Here is an 18,664-nt window from a genome sequence, read left to right on the forward strand (position 1 = left end):
CCTAAGGACATAACTTAAAGCATTTTTATTAAAGATAAATTAAAATAATACATATATGTTAGAATTAATCGTGATATTACTATTTATAATATTATCTGCTATTTTCTCAGCATCTGAAACAGCCTACACTTCCCTAAGCATGCTTCAGATACAAGACATAAGAAAAAAAGGAAAATCGGGAATATCCGTTTACAACTTGGTTCAATCCCCTTCAAAATTAATCACTACAATTCTTATTGGAAATAATATATCAAATATTGCAGCAAGTGCACTCACAACAAAATTTGTACTTGAAAAATACGGAAACAGCGCACTTGCAATCTCAACAGGCCTAATAACAATAATTGTTCTAATTTTTGCAGAAATACTTCCAAAACAAATTGCAATTCTAAATAATGAAATTATTGCCTTATCCACTTCATTTTTTTTAAAGCCATTAATTTTTATATTTACCCCGCTAATATATATAATAAATAAAATAATAAAAAAAATATTAAATCTTTTTAAAATTAATACAAGCTATAAAATGACCAAAGAAAGCATAAAAAACATGCTCTCCTTAGCGGGAAATTTAGGAATTTTAAAAAATGATTCTAGAATATTTATGCAAAAAATGTTAGACATAGATCAAGTAAGAGCTTCTGAGATAATGACCCACAGAACAGAAGTTTTTTCACTCTCAAGCTCATCAAAACTAAAAAATGTAATTAAATTGATCAAAGAAGAAGGATATTCTAGAATTCCTATATACAAAAGACAAAACAGAGAACAGATAATTGGGATTTTAATAGCTAAAGACCTCATAGAAGTCAATAAAAAAGATATGAATAAAAGCATTTCTCAATTTATTAAACCAGCTGTATTTGTACAGCAAAACAAAAGAATAAAAGACATACTAGATATTATGAGGAAAAAGCAAAAATTAATGGCAATTGTAATTGACGAGTACGGTGGTTTTTCGGGAATACTTACAATAGAAGACATAGTAGAAAAAATTTTTGGAGCAATATCTGACGAATATGACATTAAAGAAGAAAAGCCTCTTATTACCCAAATAAACGACAATACTTACTCAATACTTGGAGAAACTACCTTTGATGAGATTGAAGAGATAATTGGAATATCTATTAAACACAAAGAATATACAAATACAATTGGGGGATACTTAATAGATCTACTTGACAAAATACCAACAAAAAACGAAAACGTAAAAACAACTGATGGAGAATATTTTATTAAGGAAATACAGAATAATAAAATCGAAACAATCACTTTTATCAAATCAAAAAAGTAGTGATAACTTCGATTAAAAAATAAAAATAATTAAAAACATTGGGAGAAGCAAATGTTTGACGTAAAACAAATTTTTAATAAAACTTATGAATATTTAATAATTATTATTACTTTAATACTAATATCAATAATACTTATCGCAAACATATTTATAGTCGGACCATCGGAAGAAGCAATTGTGCTTCGTCTTGGCAAGCTTAACAGAACTCTTGATTCAGGAATACATGTAAAGATTCCATTAATTGAAGAAAAATTTATAGTGCCTGTAAAAATAGTCCAGGAAATCAAATTTGGATTTATACTATCTCCAAACGACATTAGAGAAAATAATAATGCAAACGATGAGGGCATGATCATCACTGGAGATTTAAATATCATAAATATTGAATGGTTAGTGCAATATAAAATAAGAGATCCCTACTCATACAAATTTAAAGTAGAAGATCCTGAGACAACAATCAAAGATATTGCAAAATCATCAATGAATAGATTAATCGGAGATAATACTATCTTTGAAATAATAAATGACAACAGAGTGGGAGTGACAGAAGATGTGAAATCTTCTATGAATGAAATAATAGATAATTACAATTTAGGAATTGATATAGTGCAAGTACAAATTAGAAATGCCCTCCCCCCAAAAGGAAAAGTTTACGAAGCTTTTGAAGATGTAAACATTGCCATCCAAGACAAAAACAAATACATAAACGAAGGGAAAAAAGAATTTAATCAAATAGTTCCTAAAATCAAAGGTGAAGCATTAAAGGTTATTGAAGAAGCTAGAGGATACAAAGAAAGCAGAATAAACAATGCATTAGCAGACACAGAAATTTTTAATGCCATACTAGACGCTTACTTAAAAAATCCCGATATTACAAAAGAAAGGCTTTACAATGAAACCATGAAAGAAATACTTGAAAACAAAGATAATATTGAATTAATTGACAAAAACTTAAAAAATTTTCTACCATTTAAAGAGGTAAAATAAATGAAATTTATAATAAATCTTTTATTATCTGCTGCAAAAATTATAACCTTTACAATAATAGTTTGCTTGGCTATTTTATCTATTTTTCAACCAATTTACATTTTGAAAGAAAATGAAATTTCAATAACTACCCGACTTGGAAAAATCCAAAGAACTGAAAATTTAGCCGGACTTAAATATAAAATTCCATTAATTGAAAATGTACAAATATTCCCCAAAATAATTCTTAGATGGGATGGGGAACCTCAAAGAATCCCAACAGGGGGAGAAGAAAAGCAATTAATATGGATTGATACAACAGCTAGATGGAAAATTGCAGACATAAATAAATTTTATACAACAATAAAAACAATGAGCAGAGCATACATTAGAATTGATGCAGCAATTGAGCCTGCTGTTAGAGGAGTTGTTGCAAAATACCCCTTGTTAGAAATTATAAGAAGCTCAAACGACCCAATTCAGCGCTTGTCTAATGGAGTACTCACTCCGCAAGAAACAAAAATTAATGATATTTATAAAATAACAAAAGGAAGAAAAATAATCGAAAAAGAAATAATTCAAATCGCAAACAACAATACAAAAGATATTGGAATTGAAATTGTAGACGTATTAATAAGAAAAGTCACTTATGATCCAAGCCTTATTGAATCTGTTAATAATAGAATGATTTCAGAAAGACAACAAATCGCAGAAGAACAAAGAAGCATAGGACTAGCCGAAAAAACAGAAATTCTTGGTAGCATTGAAAAAGAAAAGCTTAAGCTATTAAGCGAAGCAAGAGCCACAGCTGCAAAAATAAAAGCTGAAGGAGACAGGGAAGCTGCAAAAATTTATTCAAATGCATATAGTAAAGATATTGAATTTTACAAATTTTGGCAAGCATTAGAAAGCTATAAGGCAGTATTAAAAGATAAAAGAAAAATTTTCTCAACAGATATGGATTTCTTTAAATATCTTCACAAAAGAAGTTAAAAATTAATTGTATAATTTTTTTCTTTAAATGCCTGTAATCTTTAAATATTTGTAAAATAAAAATCCTAAGGCACTGTTATTGTAAATTAAATAACAATGCAAGTCTTTATTTAAATTTAAAAGCCAAACAAAATCAATAAAATCATTTAAAAAAATTCTCATAAAAATACATTATACAAAACATTAAAAATTAATTAAATTCCTAGAATTGTTTATTTAAAGCCTTAGAGCTAGTTAAAAATCATTTTTTTACACTATATTCAAAGGCTAAAATTTAAAAAGAGTTGACAAACATATATACTTGTGAAAAAATTAAGGTACTAGAATAAAAACGCTGCTGTAGCTCAGTTGGTAGAGCATAGGACTGAAAATCCTTGTGTCAGGAGTTCGATTCTCCTCGGCAGCATGTTAATTAGTTAATTACATTACAATTGTCGCTGTAGCTCAGTTGGTAGAGCATAGGACTGAAAATCCTTGTGTCAGGAGTTCGATTCTCCTCGGCGACATTTATTTAAAGATTAAAAGGATCTCTAAGTGATACTTAAAGAAATAAAGCAAATAAAAGATCTAAGCGAGCAAGACATAATTTTTGCAAGGATAGGAAACCTATCAAAACTCGGTACAAGAGTAAATGAAAAAATCATTAAAATACTTGATAAAGGCAATACGCCGTATATTCCCGTACTTAAAAAAAAAGAAGATGAGTCATATGAGGATCTTATAAAAAAAATAAATGAAGAAATTTTAAATGATGATCTTACCTATTTAAGAGAAAAGCTAATAGATAATTTAAAAGACGTATATAAACCCTTTAAGGAAGACGACCCAATATTTTTTACCAAGGGGAAAAAACCACTCATGAAAATCAATACATTGATGGAAGTTGAGCCCAATCAAATTTATTGGAAAGAAATATTGGAAGGAAGTTTTAAAATACTTCCAAGACATAAAATAACGTCTTTACAAAAAATTTTATTAGAAATATATCATTATTTTGATATTCAAAAGCTTAGAACAAAAGAAAACTTTAAAGATAAAAAAACTTTAAAAAAATTGTATTTATATTCTGCTAGAAGAGATTACGAATTTTTTAAAGGAAAAGTCAAAACAGAAGGCGATTCAATACTACTGCATTCAGTCGACACAACAATTTATTTTTTATTGACAATTGCAAATTTAAACAAAATAAGATCTTTGAAAAATGCACCCCGTTCAACTATCAAATTTTTTCTTGATAAAACTGAGTATACCGAATTTACAGAATTTTTCTATGCAGAAGACATGATACTACAAGCTGCACTTGGATCATTACTACACTCAATAGGATTAATGCATATAACAATATTAGAAAATATAGGAAATAAAATAAGCCTTAAGGATAAAAATTTAAAAGAACACCACAAATTAAAGATAGAACACTTAGAAAAAAATATTAACATTGCCAAGAATTTGTTTAGAATAAGAGAGGATATTTCAGCTATTACAAAAATGATAATTAATGGACAAAAAGAATACCTTGATGCTACTGGATATCCGCAAACTAAAATCAACAAATTTACTCATGAACTTGTTAGAATTTTCTGCATAATTGATACTTACGATGAATTGGTAAATCCAATAATAATAAAAGAAAGCGCTAACCCTTTAGAGGTTGTTAAATTCCTAATAGAAAATAGCGGGGAATACTGTTGGAGCAGAAAAGAACCAAGCGAGCAAACAAAAAACAAAAAATTTGACATTAAAATGCTTGAAAATTTTTTAACAATACTTGCACCTTTTGATTATGGACAAATAGTGAGTGTAAACAAAAAAAATAATAATGAAAATCTTTTTCAAGCTGCTGTTATTGAATACAAAACAGGAGTTATGCCAAACATATCTATAATAAACAAAAAAAAACAGATTTATAAACTAGAAGAAATAATAATGGATCTCGAAAATAAGGAAATTTTAATAAAAGATACAAATGGACATTATAAAAAAAATCCATTAAAAAATGTGGATGATTTTGTAATAAAAAACAACATTCCAGAATTAAATAAAAATGAAATTCAACTCATTCCCTTTAACTATGAAAAAAAATAAATCCTACAATATTTTCAAAAAAATAAGTTTTGATCCCCCATACCTTTTTAAATTATAAACCAAAAATTTTGATGTATTTATGTCCAAATCTTCACTAAAAGGGCAATGCATAATGATATTAACTTTATTATTTAAAAGTCTGCCTTTTAAAATAATCTCGAGTAGATTAATCTTATTTTTATAATTAAAAGGAGGATCAAGATAAATGAAATCATAAAAAAGATCTTTTTTGCTTAAAAAATCCTCTGCTCTTTGAAAAAAAAAATTATAAAATTCCTCAACAAAACTAAAATTTTTAACTAATGTTGCTTTAGTCTTTTTATTATACTCAACAAGATGGGCAAGACTAGCTCCCCTACTAAGGGCTTCAACAGACATTATGCCAGTTCCTGCAAAAACATCTAAAAATTTTGAGTTAACAATATCTTTGAAAATAATAGAAAAAAAGGCTTCTCTGACAAGAGACATTACGGGACGAACAGCTAAAGCCTTGGGAAACAAAATTTTTTTGCCTTTATATTTACCCGCACTTACATACATAAATAAAGATTTTAAAACAATTCTAAAAAACATTGAATATATAAAATTAAATTTTTGATATAATCTTATTTCAAGAGAGAAAAGTATGAAAGGAATTATTCTGGCAGCTGGGTATGGAACAAGATTTTTACCAATAACAAAAACAATTCCAAAAGAAATGTTACCAATTTTAAACAAACCAGCCATAGATTATATCATCCAAGAATTTATCGATTCGGGAATAAAAGACATTTTATTAATAAGTTCAAGACGAAAAAAGGTTCTTGACGATTATTTTGATAGAGAAATTGAACTTGAAAATATTTTTTTAAAAGAAAATAAAAAAAATGAACTAGAAAAGATTAAAAGTAAAAAAATCAACATAAGCTTCTTAAGACAAAAAGAAATGTTGGGCACAGGAAATGCACTACTTTATGCGAAACCCTGGATCAATAGAGAACCTGTAGTTGTGGCTTACCCCGACGATCTTCACATTGGAAATCCACCATTAAGCTTACAATTAATCAAGCTTCATGAAAAGACTGGAAAGAACATAATGTCTATCATTGAAAATCCAGAAAATATAAACAGATACGGAGTAATAGATCTTTACAAAGACAAAGTCCATGTAAAAAACATTATTGAAAAACCAAAAATTGGGAGCGAACCTAGCAATAAAGCATCTATTGGAAGATTTTTATATAACTATGAATTTTTTGAGCATTTAGAAGAAGGATTTAAACTGCATCAAAAGGGTGAATACTATCACATTTATGCTTTAAAAAAGCTAATGGATCAAAAAAAAGTACTGTATAAAAATATTGAGGGAAAAAGAATTGACATAGGAACTCTTGAGGGTTATTTAGAGGCAATATTAAATTTTGCAAAAAAAGATAAAAATTTAATGGAAATTATAAAAAAAGGAATAAATGAAAACGATTAAAAAGGATCGAGAATTTTATGATTACCTTGCTACATTAAAAAAATACATAATCAAATATATAGAAGAAAAAGTTTTAAAATACAGCATTGCTTCTCAACTTTACAAATTAGAAAAAACTGAAATAATTGAACTTATAAAAATTAGCGATAATTATGAAAAAGAAAAAAATACATTAAATACTTCGCTCGAAGAATACTACTACAATAAAACTCAAAATGAAATAATTAAAAAATGGATACTAGAAATAATAAGAAGTAAAAACTTCGCTCAAATAAGTAAAGAAGCTAACTTTAACACCAAAAAACTAGGAATAACATATAAACTAAAATCTAGCAACTTTTTAAAACTAATTGAAATACAAAATAACCCTTATTATTCTCAAGAAAAAAAAGACATTTACAAGCAATTTATATTAAATTTTTCTAGCAATATTAACATTGACAACTTAGAGCAAACAATAGACATTCTAGTGGCTGTAAGAAACAAAAATAAAATTAAAATATTGAATATATTAAATAAAAATTTAAAAAATAAATCAGAAAATCAAAATGTTTTTAAATCAAGCCTAGCTAATAAAGAAAGTAGACTAATAAAGCTAAAAAAAATACTAATACTTACATATTGGCCAGTTGGGTGTTTAAGTAAAAACATTTTTATCAAAATTTTAATAAAACATTACAAATACTTGGAAGAAGAAATTCTAGCACTAAAATATAATGAAATTTTAAATTACTTACGTGCACTAAAAACTTTAAGTCTCAATGAAATCTTCTATAAAGGTTCGAGCAAAAATATTAACTTTAATTATTTTTTCAGTGATTTTACACAATACATCCCAAAAGATTTTCAAAACACATTAAAGTGTTATTTGTATGTAGTTGAAAAAACAATAACAAAAAAATATTTAACTTGGTTTTTTAAGGACAAAATATCAAATAATTGGGAATCTTTCACAAACACGCTTGAATACATTGAAAAACACAAATTAATTAACATAAAAGAAAAAATTAAAGAAATTATAACCGCAAAATTTCAAACAGAAGATTTTTTTATATCTTTTGACAAGACAAATTTCAATCCTTACAAAAGCTCAATCTTTAAAGAAAGATGCATTAAAAATGCATTCATACAAAGCATTGTAAACTATGTCGAAAAAAATTCTCAAAATATAGAAACTTATGGGTGGATTGCGTTCTACATTTATGCTGAGAACAAAGATAAAAAAATTTTTTGTCAACACATGAAAGATTTTTTCAAAAATAAAACCTTTGAAACACAAAATCAAATATTTGTATATTTTTTATCTTTTTATCCCAATATTGAAAATAAACATTTCAAGTTCATATCAGATATACTCCTTTACCTTGACGAAAATAAAATTACAATACCTAAAAAAATAATAAAAATGCAAAAAATAAATCCCAACCAACTAGATTACCAAAGATCATATATTTTAATAAAATCACTAAAAACAAGATCTAGGATTTTAAAAATTCTACTCAAAAATATAAGATTTGATCTTATTGAAAAACTTGAAGATGAAAATGAGAAAAAATTATTACCCGCAATATGCTATTTAATATATTGTGATAATCTGGTAGAATTAAAAAACAATAAAAAAATAAAATCTAATGAAAAAAATAGCTTATTAGAATTTATTTCTTTTTTCAAAGCAAAATTGAAGCAAAAAATAAATTTTAAAAAAGAGCTTATGAAAGCTAAAGACATTCAATCTAAATTAAATATAATGGAAAAAAAATGAAGATTTATTTTTTATTAAATAAAAATTGTAAAATTTTTATTTTATTTTTAATTCTAATATTTAATTCAAAATTGGCATATTCTCAAAGGCTAATTAGAATTGGGAAAGAAGAACTAAAAAACAAAAATTACATTCAAGCAATCGAAACACTTAGCGATGCTATTAAAAAATATCCAAAAGTACAACTTGGCTATTACTTTTTATCAGTAGCCTACAGAGAAAATAACCAATTAACAGAGGCAGAAGGAGCCTTGCTAGATGGAATTGCAGTAGGAGGTGAGATCGATTACATGCTATATTATGAATTAGGCAACATAATGTTCAACAGAGGAGAAGGTTACTATCCTTTAGCAATAAAATATTATTCTCATTCTATTAAAAACAAACCCAATTATGACAGCGCACTACTAAACAGAGCTAATGCCTATGTTCAACAGGGCAAAATAACATCTAAAGAAAAAGAATACCAAAAAGCTTGGGACTCATATACTATGGCTATCCACGACTACTCACAATTTATTACCCTTAGATCAAAAACAGAAAAAAAAGACAGCATTTTGCTTATAATAAGCTATTTAAGAAATGAAAAAATTAATCTTGAAAAACTTGACAAAAGCTTAAAAGGACGAACCGAGCATATTGTATACGCAAAAGAAGATAAAAATCAAATACTTAAAGACAGTTTTAAAGACACCCTAGAAACAAATTCTTTAATTGAACTAGAAAAACTTAATTGGCAAGAGGAGTTATATATAGATGAATAAAAACCACACAAATTTTTCAGTATTATTGCTTTTAATTTTCTTACTTATCTTATCTTTTGGGGGCTTTGGTTACTATATATATCAAAGCAAATTAAATGACAAAAATCGAGAAATAATGCTAAACGAAGTTAAAAATAGTGTAATAGATCGAAACTATAAGAAAGCATATTCTGTTGCAAAACTTCTACAAGATAAATACCCTCAAAACGAAGACATTGCTATGCTTACAAGTACGCTAGAAGAAATTGCCAACAGCAGCCCTTTTGAATCAAACGACCTACAAAGAGATTCTGCGAATCAAATCTTAGACAAAATTAAAGGGCAAAACAATGAAAAAACAAATGTAAAAGAAAACTTTGATATTGGATTTAATAATAGATACATTAAAGACAACACAATAACGGAAAACTACTCTGACAGAAACGATGATGTTGGCATTGAAGATGAAGACATAGCTGAATTTAAAAAAAGTAAAATTCCGGAAAAAATAATACCAAACACAAAGCCAAAAGAAGAAGATCAAACAATACAATCTCCAAATCCCAAATTAAATGTTAATGATCAAAAAAATTTATTCAATTTAGAAAAACTAAAAAAAAATTTAAACGAAAAATCAAATAGTGAAAATATTTTAAACACCTCCCCAAAAATAGAAAATGATAAGCAAAAACTAAATTTTTCCAAGGAAAAAAAATCCGAACACATTTTAAAAACCACAGACAATAGTCAATATTCAAACAATGATAATGCTATATCTTTAAAAAAGATTTCTTCAAATTCAAAAAAAGAAAGTAACCTTTCTATAACCAGTCAAACAATAATAGGGAAGATTCATAGACCATATACTTACTTAATAAAAAAAGAACTCTATGAAATATTAGATGATATTAATACTGGCAGAGTCACACTTGGAAAAAACAGATTAAAAGAATTAATCAAAAGGGGTTTAAGCAATAAATTCCAAAAAGTAAATGAATTGATTGAAGGTTTAAAAAATAAAGAAGCCTCTAATTTACTATTAACCTTAATAAAAAAAGATATTGAACCAAATTTAATTGATATACCTAATATACCAGAAGATCCTTACAAAAAAAATATTTTTCAATTACCTAAAGAAGACAAGAAAATACAACACTTAGAAGACCTTAAATCTAAGGTTAATTCAATAAAACCTATTGATCTTGAAAACCCAGAAACTCGCCAACAAGCCATTAATGATCTAAACGAATTCTTGAAAATTAATCCTAATGACACACATGCTTCTAAAATTTTAGCCCAAGCTAATAAAACACAACACTTAGAAGACCTTAAATCTAAGGTTAATTCAATAAAACCTATTGATCTTGAAAACCCAGAAACTCGCCAACAAGCCATTAATGATCTAAACGAATTCTTGAAAATTAATCCTAATGACACACATGCTTCTAAAATTTTAGCCCAAGCTAATAAAACACAACACTTAGAAGACCTTAAATCTAAGGTTAATTCAATAAAACCTATTGATCTTGAAAACCCAAAAACTCGCCAACAAGCCATTAATGATCTAAACGAATTCTTGAAAATTAATCCTAATGACACACATGCTTCTAAAATTTTAGCCCAAGCTAATAAAACACAACACTTAGAAGACCTTAAATCTAAGGTTAATTCAATAAAACCTATTGATCTTGAAAACCCAGAAACTCGCCAACAAGCCATTAATGATCTAAACGAATTCTTGAAAATTAATCCTAATGACACACATGCTTCTAAAATTTTAGCCCAAGCTAATAAAACACAACACTTAGAAGACCTTAAATCTAAGGTTAATTCAATAAAACCTATTGATCTTGAAAACCCAAAAACTCGCCAACAAGCCATTAATGATCTAAACGAATTCTTGAAAATTAATCCTAATGACACACATGCTTCTAAAGCTTTAGCCCAAGCTTATGAAAATGATGGGGATTTGCTAAGAGCAGAAAATGTATACGAAAAAATTACCAAGCTCACAAATACCCAAGAAGATTGCTATAAACTTGGCATCATTAGATTCAAACTTAAAAAGTATGAAAACTCAATAGAGTCATTTGATCAAACAATAAGGCTAAATCCGAAACATAAAAAAGCATACAATAACAAAGGAATAGCCTTAATGATGTTAAATAAAAATAAAAAAGCAATAAAATCTTTTGAGAAGGCAATACAAATCGATAAAAATTATGACACTGCCTACTACCAAAAAGGTATAGCAGAAGAAAAAAATGGCGATATGCAACAAGCATTTGAAAGTTTTAAAAATGCCTACAATATCGATAAAAAATTTAACTACGCATTAAAAGTCGGAATAGTATCAAACAACTTAGGAAACTTCAAACAAAGTGAAGAATATTTAAGTTTTTTCAATGACAATGCAAAAACCCCTAACGACATTGCCATTTATAACCTAGCAATAGCAAAATTTGAAAACAATAAACTTGAAGAATCTCTTGAAGCAATAAACAAGGCTATCAATTTAAATCCAGAAAAAAGTGAATATTTATATTTAAAAGCATCTATAAATCTTAAAAACGAAAATTACAAAAATGCTATACCACTTTACAGCTTAGTAATTGAAAAAAATCCTGAAAATATTTCAGCTTATATAAACCTAGCAAAAGCATACGAAAAATCGGGAAACCAAACTCAAGCAATCTCAACTCTTGAAAAGATAATAAATAAAAACAATAAATTAGCCTTAAACAATCTTGGAATACTTTATAAAAAACAAAAAAAATTTCAAAAAGCAATTGAAATTTTTGAAAAAGCAATACTCAATTCGGATATTGAAGCAAAATATAATCTTGCAACCACTTTGATTGAAATTAATGATAATGCAAGAGCTAAAGACCTTCTAAAGGAATATACAAAATTAAAACCAAATAATCCAGAAGCCCTACATGCACTCGGAATAATAGAATATAATGAGAATAATAATGATCAAACATTAAGAGAACTTGTAAAAAAATTTCCAAATTATAAAAAAAATGAAAATATTAAAAAAATAATAGGAATATAAATTTAAATGAACAAAATAAGATTCTTAGATAAATACTTGGTTCAAAAAATAGCAGCAGGAGAATCAATCGATAGACCATGTTCAATATTAAGAGAACTACTAGACAATTCAATAGATTCTGGAGCTACTAAAATTGAGGTTTTTCTTGAAGAAGGGGGAATTCACAAAATCTTAATAATAGATAATGGAAGCGGAATAAATAAAGAAGATTTAAAAATCTGCTATCTGCCACACACTACTTCAAAAATATCATCAGAAGAAGATTTAAGGAAAATAGAAACTTTAGGATTTAGAGGAGAAGCGCTCTCTAGTATTGCAATTTGCTCCAACATTTCAATAACAAGCTCAACAACTAGCACTGAAAGCTATAAAATAGAAGTAGAAAATGGAATTGAAAAATGCTTTAAAAAACAACCTGCCATAAACGGAACAATAGTAGATGTTACAAAAATATTTCACAACTTTCCAGCAAGAAAAAGATTCTTAAAGCAAGAACCCATTGAAACAAAAATGTGTCTAAAGGTTTTAGAAGAAAAAATAATAACCCATCCCGAAATCAATTTCGAGATTAATTTAAATCAAAAACTAAGAAAAATTTACTTTAAAGAATCGTTAATTGATAGAGTACAAAATGTATATGGAAATGTAATAGAAAATAATAAATTTAGAGTCTTAAAAAAAGAACATGACAATATAAAAATAAAAATATTCTTAGCACCAGAAAATTTTTCTAAAAAAAACAAAAGACATATTAAAACATTTGTAAACAGAAGACTCATTGATCAAAAAGATCTCTTAGAAGCAATAACTAATGGTCACAGCAGAATACTTTCCCCTGGGAACTTTCCAATATGTTACTTATTCTTAGAAATAAACCCTGAGTATATTGACTTTAATGTACATCCTCAAAAAAAAGAAGTAAGATTTTTCAATCTTCCATTTTTATTTAAACTAATCTCTGACAACATTAATAATTTTTTCGATAAAGACATAAATAACTGCCAAGACATAATAATAAAAAGACAATTAACAGATGATGATCATTTAATAGGAATGATACACCAAACAGAAAACTTCAATAAAACCAACACATATGATATACCACAAAACAAAAATTTAGAAACAGACAATAATGCAATCGAGCCAAGCAATAACATAACAAAACCCGATATTGACCTTAGAAGCTACAATTCAATTATACAAAATAGACCATCGCTTAAGGAAAACATTGAAAACATTTTCTCTGACAACTTTTTAGAATTTGAAGAGCTGCCAAACAAAAACGAAAAAGAAGAAATAAAATTTAACTACATAGGACAAATATTCTCTGAATTTTTAATTGTTGAAAAAGTAAATGAAATTTACTTTATAGACCAACACGCAGTTCATGAAAAAATAATATATGAAAAACTTAGGAACTCAAAAAAAACTATTCAAAAGCTTTTAATACCAATTGAATTTCCAATAGTTGATACAAACATAGAAGAAATTATAGATAGTGAAATCGAAGAATACAAAAAATTGGACATTATAATCTCTAAAATAGGTCCTAAAAAATATCAACTTGAATCTATCCCTAATATTTGCAATCAATATGAAAATACTCTTATCAACTTTTTTCAATCGAGAAGAAGTAGGACAATAAATTCTCTTGAATCTGATTTATATGCAACTATTGCTTGTAGAAAGGCTGTTAAAACAAATGATATATTAAGCGTTGAATTTAGCAAATTTTTAATAAATGAATTTTTTAAGCTAGAAATAAAACATTGTCCTCATGGACGAAAAATTTATTACAAAATATCTAAATTTGAGCTTGAAAAAAAAGTTGACAGAGCATAAAATAAAATCAGAGCTTCCCAATGATAAAAAAAATCAAATCCGAAATCAACTTGTTAAAGATAGAAAAAGAAAAAAGTTTAATTGAACTTGGGAAGGTATTGAAAAATAATAATACAGTAGAATTAAAAAATTTAAGCCACTATCCTAATCTAAAATTAGCAGAAAAAGAATTGTACCAAATGAAAATCAATTTAAGCAAATCAGAAGAAAATGAAAACATATTAAAAAATTTAAACAAAAAGATTTATATTCTTAAAAAAGAATATAAATCTATTAGAAAATCATATAAAAAAAAGCTTAAAGAAATTGCTCAAACAATAATTAAAATTTATCCTCAAAATCTAGAATTAACATCAAAATATAACATGAATTTTTCTAAATTAAAACTTGAAAAATATAAAAAAATAGAATTAGAAAACGATCATAAAACAAAAAATTTTTTACAAAGAATAATACTTAAAGTAACCTCAGCAAGAAATAATATCATCAATATGATAAATGCATACAAAATATCAAAAGAATTTGAAAAACAAATATTCACAAAATATTATTCTTCTGAAAACTTTGAAAGCATAATAAATGAATTTTCATTAAATAAAAAATTAGCCAATGCAATTGTTAAAGAATTTAAAATGCTAAATGAAAATAAAATAAATATAAAAAGCATAAAAGAAGAAATAAAGCAAATAATACATACAAGCAAAAAAGAAAACATATACAAAAAGAATAAAATAAAAAACGAAATCAACCTTATTACAAAAAACAAAGAAAATATTTTTAAAAAAATTGCTGAAGAATTTATTGAAACCACAAAAAAAGAAAAAATTGCAACTAAAAACAATGCAATCAGTCCACTAATCCAAAAAATAGAAAAAATAAAACAAAAAACATTAAACTTAAATAATGATTTAATAAAAATAACAAAACAGGAAGAAATAAAAAACATTCAACAAAAGATGCAAACCTTAACAAAAGAAAAAGATAAAATTAATAATAAATTAAATGAGTTAACTTCTAAAATAGAAGTTATTCAAAATGAACTTGACAATGAATAAAAAATAAATATAATAAATTAAAGCTAAGGGCCTATAGCTCAGTTGGTTAGAGCACCCGACTCATAATCGGTAGGTCCCAGGTTCAAGTCCTGGTAGGCCCAACTTGATCTTTTTAATTAACCTTAAAAAAAAGATTTGAATTTTTTTCGACATAATAAAACCCTATGTAATTATCCAATGTTTTATCAATCTCCAAAGCATCTATTGAATCAATTTTAACAACTGAAGAGGCAGGATATAGTTTGTCTTTAAAAGTTTTAACAAAAAATACTTTAGAATTACTTAGCTTATTTAACATTGCCATATCTTTAGAATTGTATACATAATTGTGAACATCATCTAAATCATCTTTTGACATACTTAAAGAAATAACAAACTCTCTACTATATACTCTCATGCCCTTGTCAAAAATACGAACACATGCAGCAAAATCTTCAAAAGTCTTATCAAAAAAATTAAACCTCAAATCTCTACAATATAGAATATCCTTGCCAAGAACAGAATCAATAAAAAAAGAACTATAATTATTATTGGTCACTTGAATAAACTCTCTGGTGTTTTTATTTTTTATTGATAATTTAAAAACATCTTTTGGATTTAGAATTTTAATTGCAAAATCAAAACTCATGAAGTAATCCAAACGATTCTCAGTAAAATAATAATTTACCTTATAATCAAGTTCTTTTATCTCTGGATAATTTATTTCGCAAGAAAAAACAATAAAGCAAAAAAACAATATTAATTTAACTTTTAATCCGCTCTGCATACTCTTTAGTTTCAGAATTAACTAAAACTTTATCTCCAACGTTAATAAAAAGCGGAGCTTTTATTACAAGTCCTGTATTAAGAGTAATATTTTTCATTGCATTTGTTACAGTATCGCCTTTAACAGCTGTCTCAGCTTCTATAACCTCAAAAGCAATCTTTGGAGCCAGCTTAATATCAATAACCACATTGTCAAACATTATAAGAGAATAAATTTCAGACTCCTGCAAAAAAAGCATCTTATCTTGTAAATTAGCACTTTCCTTTAAGTCCAAACTAACTTGATCATAACTCTCTAAATCCATAAAAACCAAAACGTCTTTATCTTTGTATAAATACTGAGCACTAACCTCATGAATTTCAATAGCTTCTGCAGTATCTGCCCCTTTTAAAGTTTCTCTAATAACAAATTTATTTTTTAAGTTCTTAAGCTTTAACCTTACTATTGCCCCTCCCCTACCTGTTTTTGAAAATTCTCTCTCAAGAACAATATGTGGGGCCCCTTTGATAAGCAAAAAAGAACCTTTCTCAATCTCACCAGATTTTACTACTGCCATTTAAGTACCTCTTAAAACTTAACATACAAATCACTAGTAGTAATTTATACCAAAAAATCAAAATATTTGCTATTATTCCCCAATTACAACTTAATCAATAAAGTTAATTTACAATTGACTTATTTTAAATTAATGATATTATATATTTAAACAAAGGAGTTTAGTTGATGAAAAAATTTATTATCTTAATTTTTATGCTATCAACAAGTTTATTATACAACTGTAAAAATCAAGACAATGAAAAAATTGTGTCAATTGGGGGATCTACAACTGTAAGCCCAATACTAGACGAAATGATTTTAAGATACAATAAAATAAACAGTAATACTAAAGTAACATACGATGCACAAGGAAGCAGTGTCGGCATAAACGGTCTATTCAACAAAATATATAAAATAGCAATATCATCAAGAGATTTAACAAAAGAGGAAATTGAACAAGGGGCAAAAGAAACTGTATTCGCTTATGATGCTTTAATTTTCATCACAAGTCCTGAAGTAAAAATTACAAATATTACAGAAGAAAATCTAGCTAAAATATTAAATGGAAAAATTCAAAATTGGAAACAAGTAGGAGGCCCAGATGCTAAAATCAACTTTATTAATAGAGATTCCTCTTCTGGTTCTTATTCATCTATAAAAGATCTACTTCTTAAAAAAATATTTAAAACTCACGAAGAATCTCAATTTAGACAGGATGGTATAGTAGTAAAATCTAATGGAGAAGTAATTGAAAAAACAAGCCTCACTCCATACTCAATAGGATACATAGGTCTTGGGTACGCAAAAAATTCAATAGAAAAAGATTTAAATATACTTTCTATCAACAGCATATACCCTACAAAAAAAACAATAAATAGCAATAAATACACCATTAAAAGAAATTTAATAATAGTTACAAATAATAAATATGAGGATAAAAGCGTAACTGAATTTATTGACTTTATGACAAACTCAATCGGACAAGATATCGTTGAAGAACAAGGTTTTTTGGGGATAAAAACATAATTAAATTAAAGAAAAAAAAACTTGACTTAATATTAAGTCAAGTAATACAATTTAAAGTTGGCATGAGCTTCAAGGAATTCTTCTAAAAAATGCATCTAAGCTTAAAGACAAAAAGAAAGATAGTTGGATTTATTTTCAAATCTTTTATTCTTATATCCGCAATAATAAGCTCCCTATCAATAATATTTTTGGGTGCATTTATTTTAAAAACCGGAATAACACCATTTATCAATAACAAAATTAAAATTTTCAACTTTTTACTTAGTACAAATTGGGATCCTACTAATAATCTACACAAATCTTATGGAATCTTAGCATTCATAATGAATTCCTTTTTGACCACACTTTTTTCTATTTTAATCGCATTGCCAATTGGATTGGGATTTGCAATATATTTATTTGAAAAAGCAAAAGGATTTTATAGAAAATTTTTACAAACAATAATAGAGCTTTTAGCAGGAATCCCCAGTGTGGTTTATGGATTTTTTGGAAGCACATTTATTGCCGCTTTAGTAAAAAACATTTTTCAAAGAGAAGACAATTTGGGATACAACTTAATAAGCTCATCACTCATTTTAAGTATGATGATAGTTCCCACAATAATTAGCGTTTGCTATTCGTCACTTAAAGCCGTTCCCAAATCGTATAAATTTGCATCTCTTGCGTTAGCAGCAACAGACTGGCAAACAATATATAAGGTAATAATACCCTCGGCTAGTCGAGGTATTTTGGCAGGAACAATATTGGCAATAGGAAGAGCTATTGGAGAAACAGTAGCGGTATTAATGGTCGGAGGGGGATCTCCCCTTTTTATAAAAAATGTATTTTCTCCCATTAGAACGCTAACTGTAAATATTGCTATGGACATGGGATATGCCTCAGGGACTCACAGAGAAGCCCTCTTCTCTACGGCTCTAGTGCTGTTACTATTTTCAATAATTACAAATTTACTCAAAAATTTCATACTATCTTCAAACAAAGGGTTAAAGAAAAAGTGACCAAAACTCAAATTAACAAACTGATCAACAAATTCTATTTCTTTATAATCAATTTTATTGCATATTTTTTAACAGCT

Annotated in this window: 15 protein-coding genes and 3 tRNA genes; 15 read left to right on the top strand and 3 right to left on the bottom strand. The window is 26.8% G+C overall.

All coding sequences use genetic code 11. The features are described 5' to 3' along the window. Positions 1 to 55: 55 nt before the first annotated feature. The 6 genes from DB723_RS00980 (at position 56) to DB723_RS01005 (ending at position 5,338) form a co-directional block, all read left to right on the top strand. The gene (locus DB723_RS00980; RefSeq protein ID WP_151551480.1) at positions 56 to 1,294 is read left to right on the top strand and encodes a hemolysin family protein; all 1,239 of its coding nucleotides are present in this window, start codon (positions 56 to 58) and stop codon (positions 1,292 to 1,294) included. A gap of 51 nt (positions 1,295 to 1,345) precedes the next feature. Continuing rightward, positions 1,346 to 2,281 (top strand): FtsH protease activity modulator HflK, encoded by a 936-nt coding sequence (hflK, locus tag DB723_RS00985; protein WP_151551482.1) that lies wholly within the window; start codon positions 1,346 to 1,348, stop codon positions 2,279 to 2,281. Beyond that, entirely contained in the window at positions 2,282 to 3,253 is a 972-nt protein-coding gene (gene hflC / locus DB723_RS00990) for a protease modulator HflC (protein WP_151551484.1), read from the top strand. Positions 3,254 to 3,586: 333 nt separating this feature from the next. Then, positions 3,587 to 3,659 (top strand) — tRNA-Phe (locus DB723_RS00995). A 27-nt stretch (positions 3,660 to 3,686) separates the two neighbouring features. After that, positions 3,687 to 3,759, top strand: a tRNA-Phe gene (locus tag DB723_RS01000). Positions 3,760 to 3,787: 28 nt separating this feature from the next. Further along, positions 3,788 to 5,338 (top strand): HD-GYP domain-containing protein, encoded by a 1,551-nt coding sequence (locus DB723_RS01005; protein WP_151551485.1) that lies wholly within the window; start codon positions 3,788 to 3,790, stop codon positions 5,336 to 5,338. Between the two features lie 3 nt (positions 5,339 to 5,341). Here DB723_RS01005 and rsmD read toward each other — a convergent pair whose 3' ends face one another. Next, a complete protein-coding gene (rsmD, locus tag DB723_RS01010) occupies positions 5,342 to 5,911 on the bottom strand; it encodes a 16S rRNA (guanine(966)-N(2))-methyltransferase RsmD (RefSeq protein ID WP_151551487.1) in 570 nt (189 codons plus the stop codon). A gap of 52 nt (positions 5,912 to 5,963) precedes the next feature. Between rsmD and DB723_RS01015 the strand changes: the two genes are divergently transcribed. The 7 genes from DB723_RS01015 to DB723_RS01045 all read left to right on the top strand — a co-directional run bounded on the left by DB723_RS01015 (position 5,964) and on the right by DB723_RS01045 (position 15,361). Next, positions 5,964 to 6,800 carry a UTP--glucose-1-phosphate uridylyltransferase gene (locus tag DB723_RS01015; RefSeq protein WP_151551489.1) on the top strand — a complete coding sequence of 279 codons (837 nt, stop codon included), beginning with the start codon at positions 5,964 to 5,966 and terminating at the stop codon, positions 6,798 to 6,800. Beyond that, positions 6,787 to 8,562 carry a BB_0208 family protein gene (locus DB723_RS01020; protein ID WP_151551491.1) on the top strand — a complete coding sequence of 592 codons (1,776 nt, stop codon included), beginning with the start codon at positions 6,787 to 6,789 and terminating at the stop codon, positions 8,560 to 8,562. Before DB723_RS01015 ends, DB723_RS01020 begins: the two co-directional genes overlap by 14 nt. Then, a complete protein-coding gene (locus DB723_RS01025; RefSeq protein WP_151551492.1) occupies positions 8,559 to 9,326 on the top strand; it encodes a tetratricopeptide repeat protein in 768 nt (255 codons plus the stop codon). The genes DB723_RS01020 and DB723_RS01025 overlap by 4 nt, the downstream gene beginning before the upstream one ends. Then, entirely contained in the window at positions 9,319 to 12,363 is a 3,045-nt protein-coding gene (locus DB723_RS01030) for a tetratricopeptide repeat protein (RefSeq protein WP_151551494.1), read from the top strand. Before DB723_RS01025 ends, DB723_RS01030 begins: the two co-directional genes overlap by 8 nt. A gap of 6 nt (positions 12,364 to 12,369) precedes the next feature. Further along, positions 12,370 to 14,205: a DNA mismatch repair endonuclease MutL gene (gene mutL, locus DB723_RS01035; protein ID WP_151551495.1), complete on the top strand. Its 1,836-nt coding sequence runs from the start codon at positions 12,370 to 12,372 to the stop codon at positions 14,203 to 14,205. Between the two features lie 20 nt (positions 14,206 to 14,225). Further along, a complete protein-coding gene (locus DB723_RS01040) occupies positions 14,226 to 15,260 on the top strand; it encodes a coiled-coil domain-containing protein (protein ID WP_151551497.1) in 1,035 nt (344 codons plus the stop codon). 27 nt (positions 15,261 to 15,287) lie between these two features. After that, positions 15,288 to 15,361 (top strand) — tRNA-Ile (locus tag DB723_RS01045). An 11-nt stretch (positions 15,362 to 15,372) separates the two neighbouring features. Here the strand turns inward: DB723_RS01045 and DB723_RS01050 are convergent. Both DB723_RS01050 and efp read right to left on the bottom strand, forming a co-directional pair. Then, the gene (locus DB723_RS01050; RefSeq protein WP_151551499.1) at positions 15,373 to 16,026 is read right to left on the bottom strand and encodes a hypothetical protein; all 654 of its coding nucleotides are present in this window, start codon (positions 16,024 to 16,026) and stop codon (positions 15,373 to 15,375) included. Beyond that, a complete protein-coding gene (efp, locus tag DB723_RS01055) occupies positions 16,004 to 16,582 on the bottom strand; it encodes an elongation factor P (protein WP_151551501.1) in 579 nt (192 codons plus the stop codon). Before efp ends, DB723_RS01050 begins: the two co-directional genes overlap by 23 nt. Before the next feature lie 167 nt (positions 16,583 to 16,749). On the opposite strand from efp, the gene DB723_RS01060 reads away from it, so the two are divergent. Then, positions 16,750 to 17,589 carry a PstS family phosphate ABC transporter substrate-binding protein gene (locus DB723_RS01060; protein WP_151551503.1) on the top strand — a complete coding sequence of 280 codons (840 nt, stop codon included), beginning with the start codon at positions 16,750 to 16,752 and terminating at the stop codon, positions 17,587 to 17,589. A gap of 89 nt (positions 17,590 to 17,678) precedes the next feature. Then, positions 17,679 to 18,587 (top strand): phosphate ABC transporter permease subunit PstC, encoded by a 909-nt coding sequence (gene pstC / locus DB723_RS01065; protein WP_151551505.1) that lies wholly within the window; start codon positions 17,679 to 17,681, stop codon positions 18,585 to 18,587. Positions 18,588 to 18,664: the final 77 nt, after the last annotated feature.

This window comes from Borrelia maritima (genome assembly GCF_008931845.1).
Taxonomy (GTDB): Bacteria; Spirochaetota; Spirochaetia; order Borreliales; family Borreliaceae; genus Borreliella; species Borreliella maritima.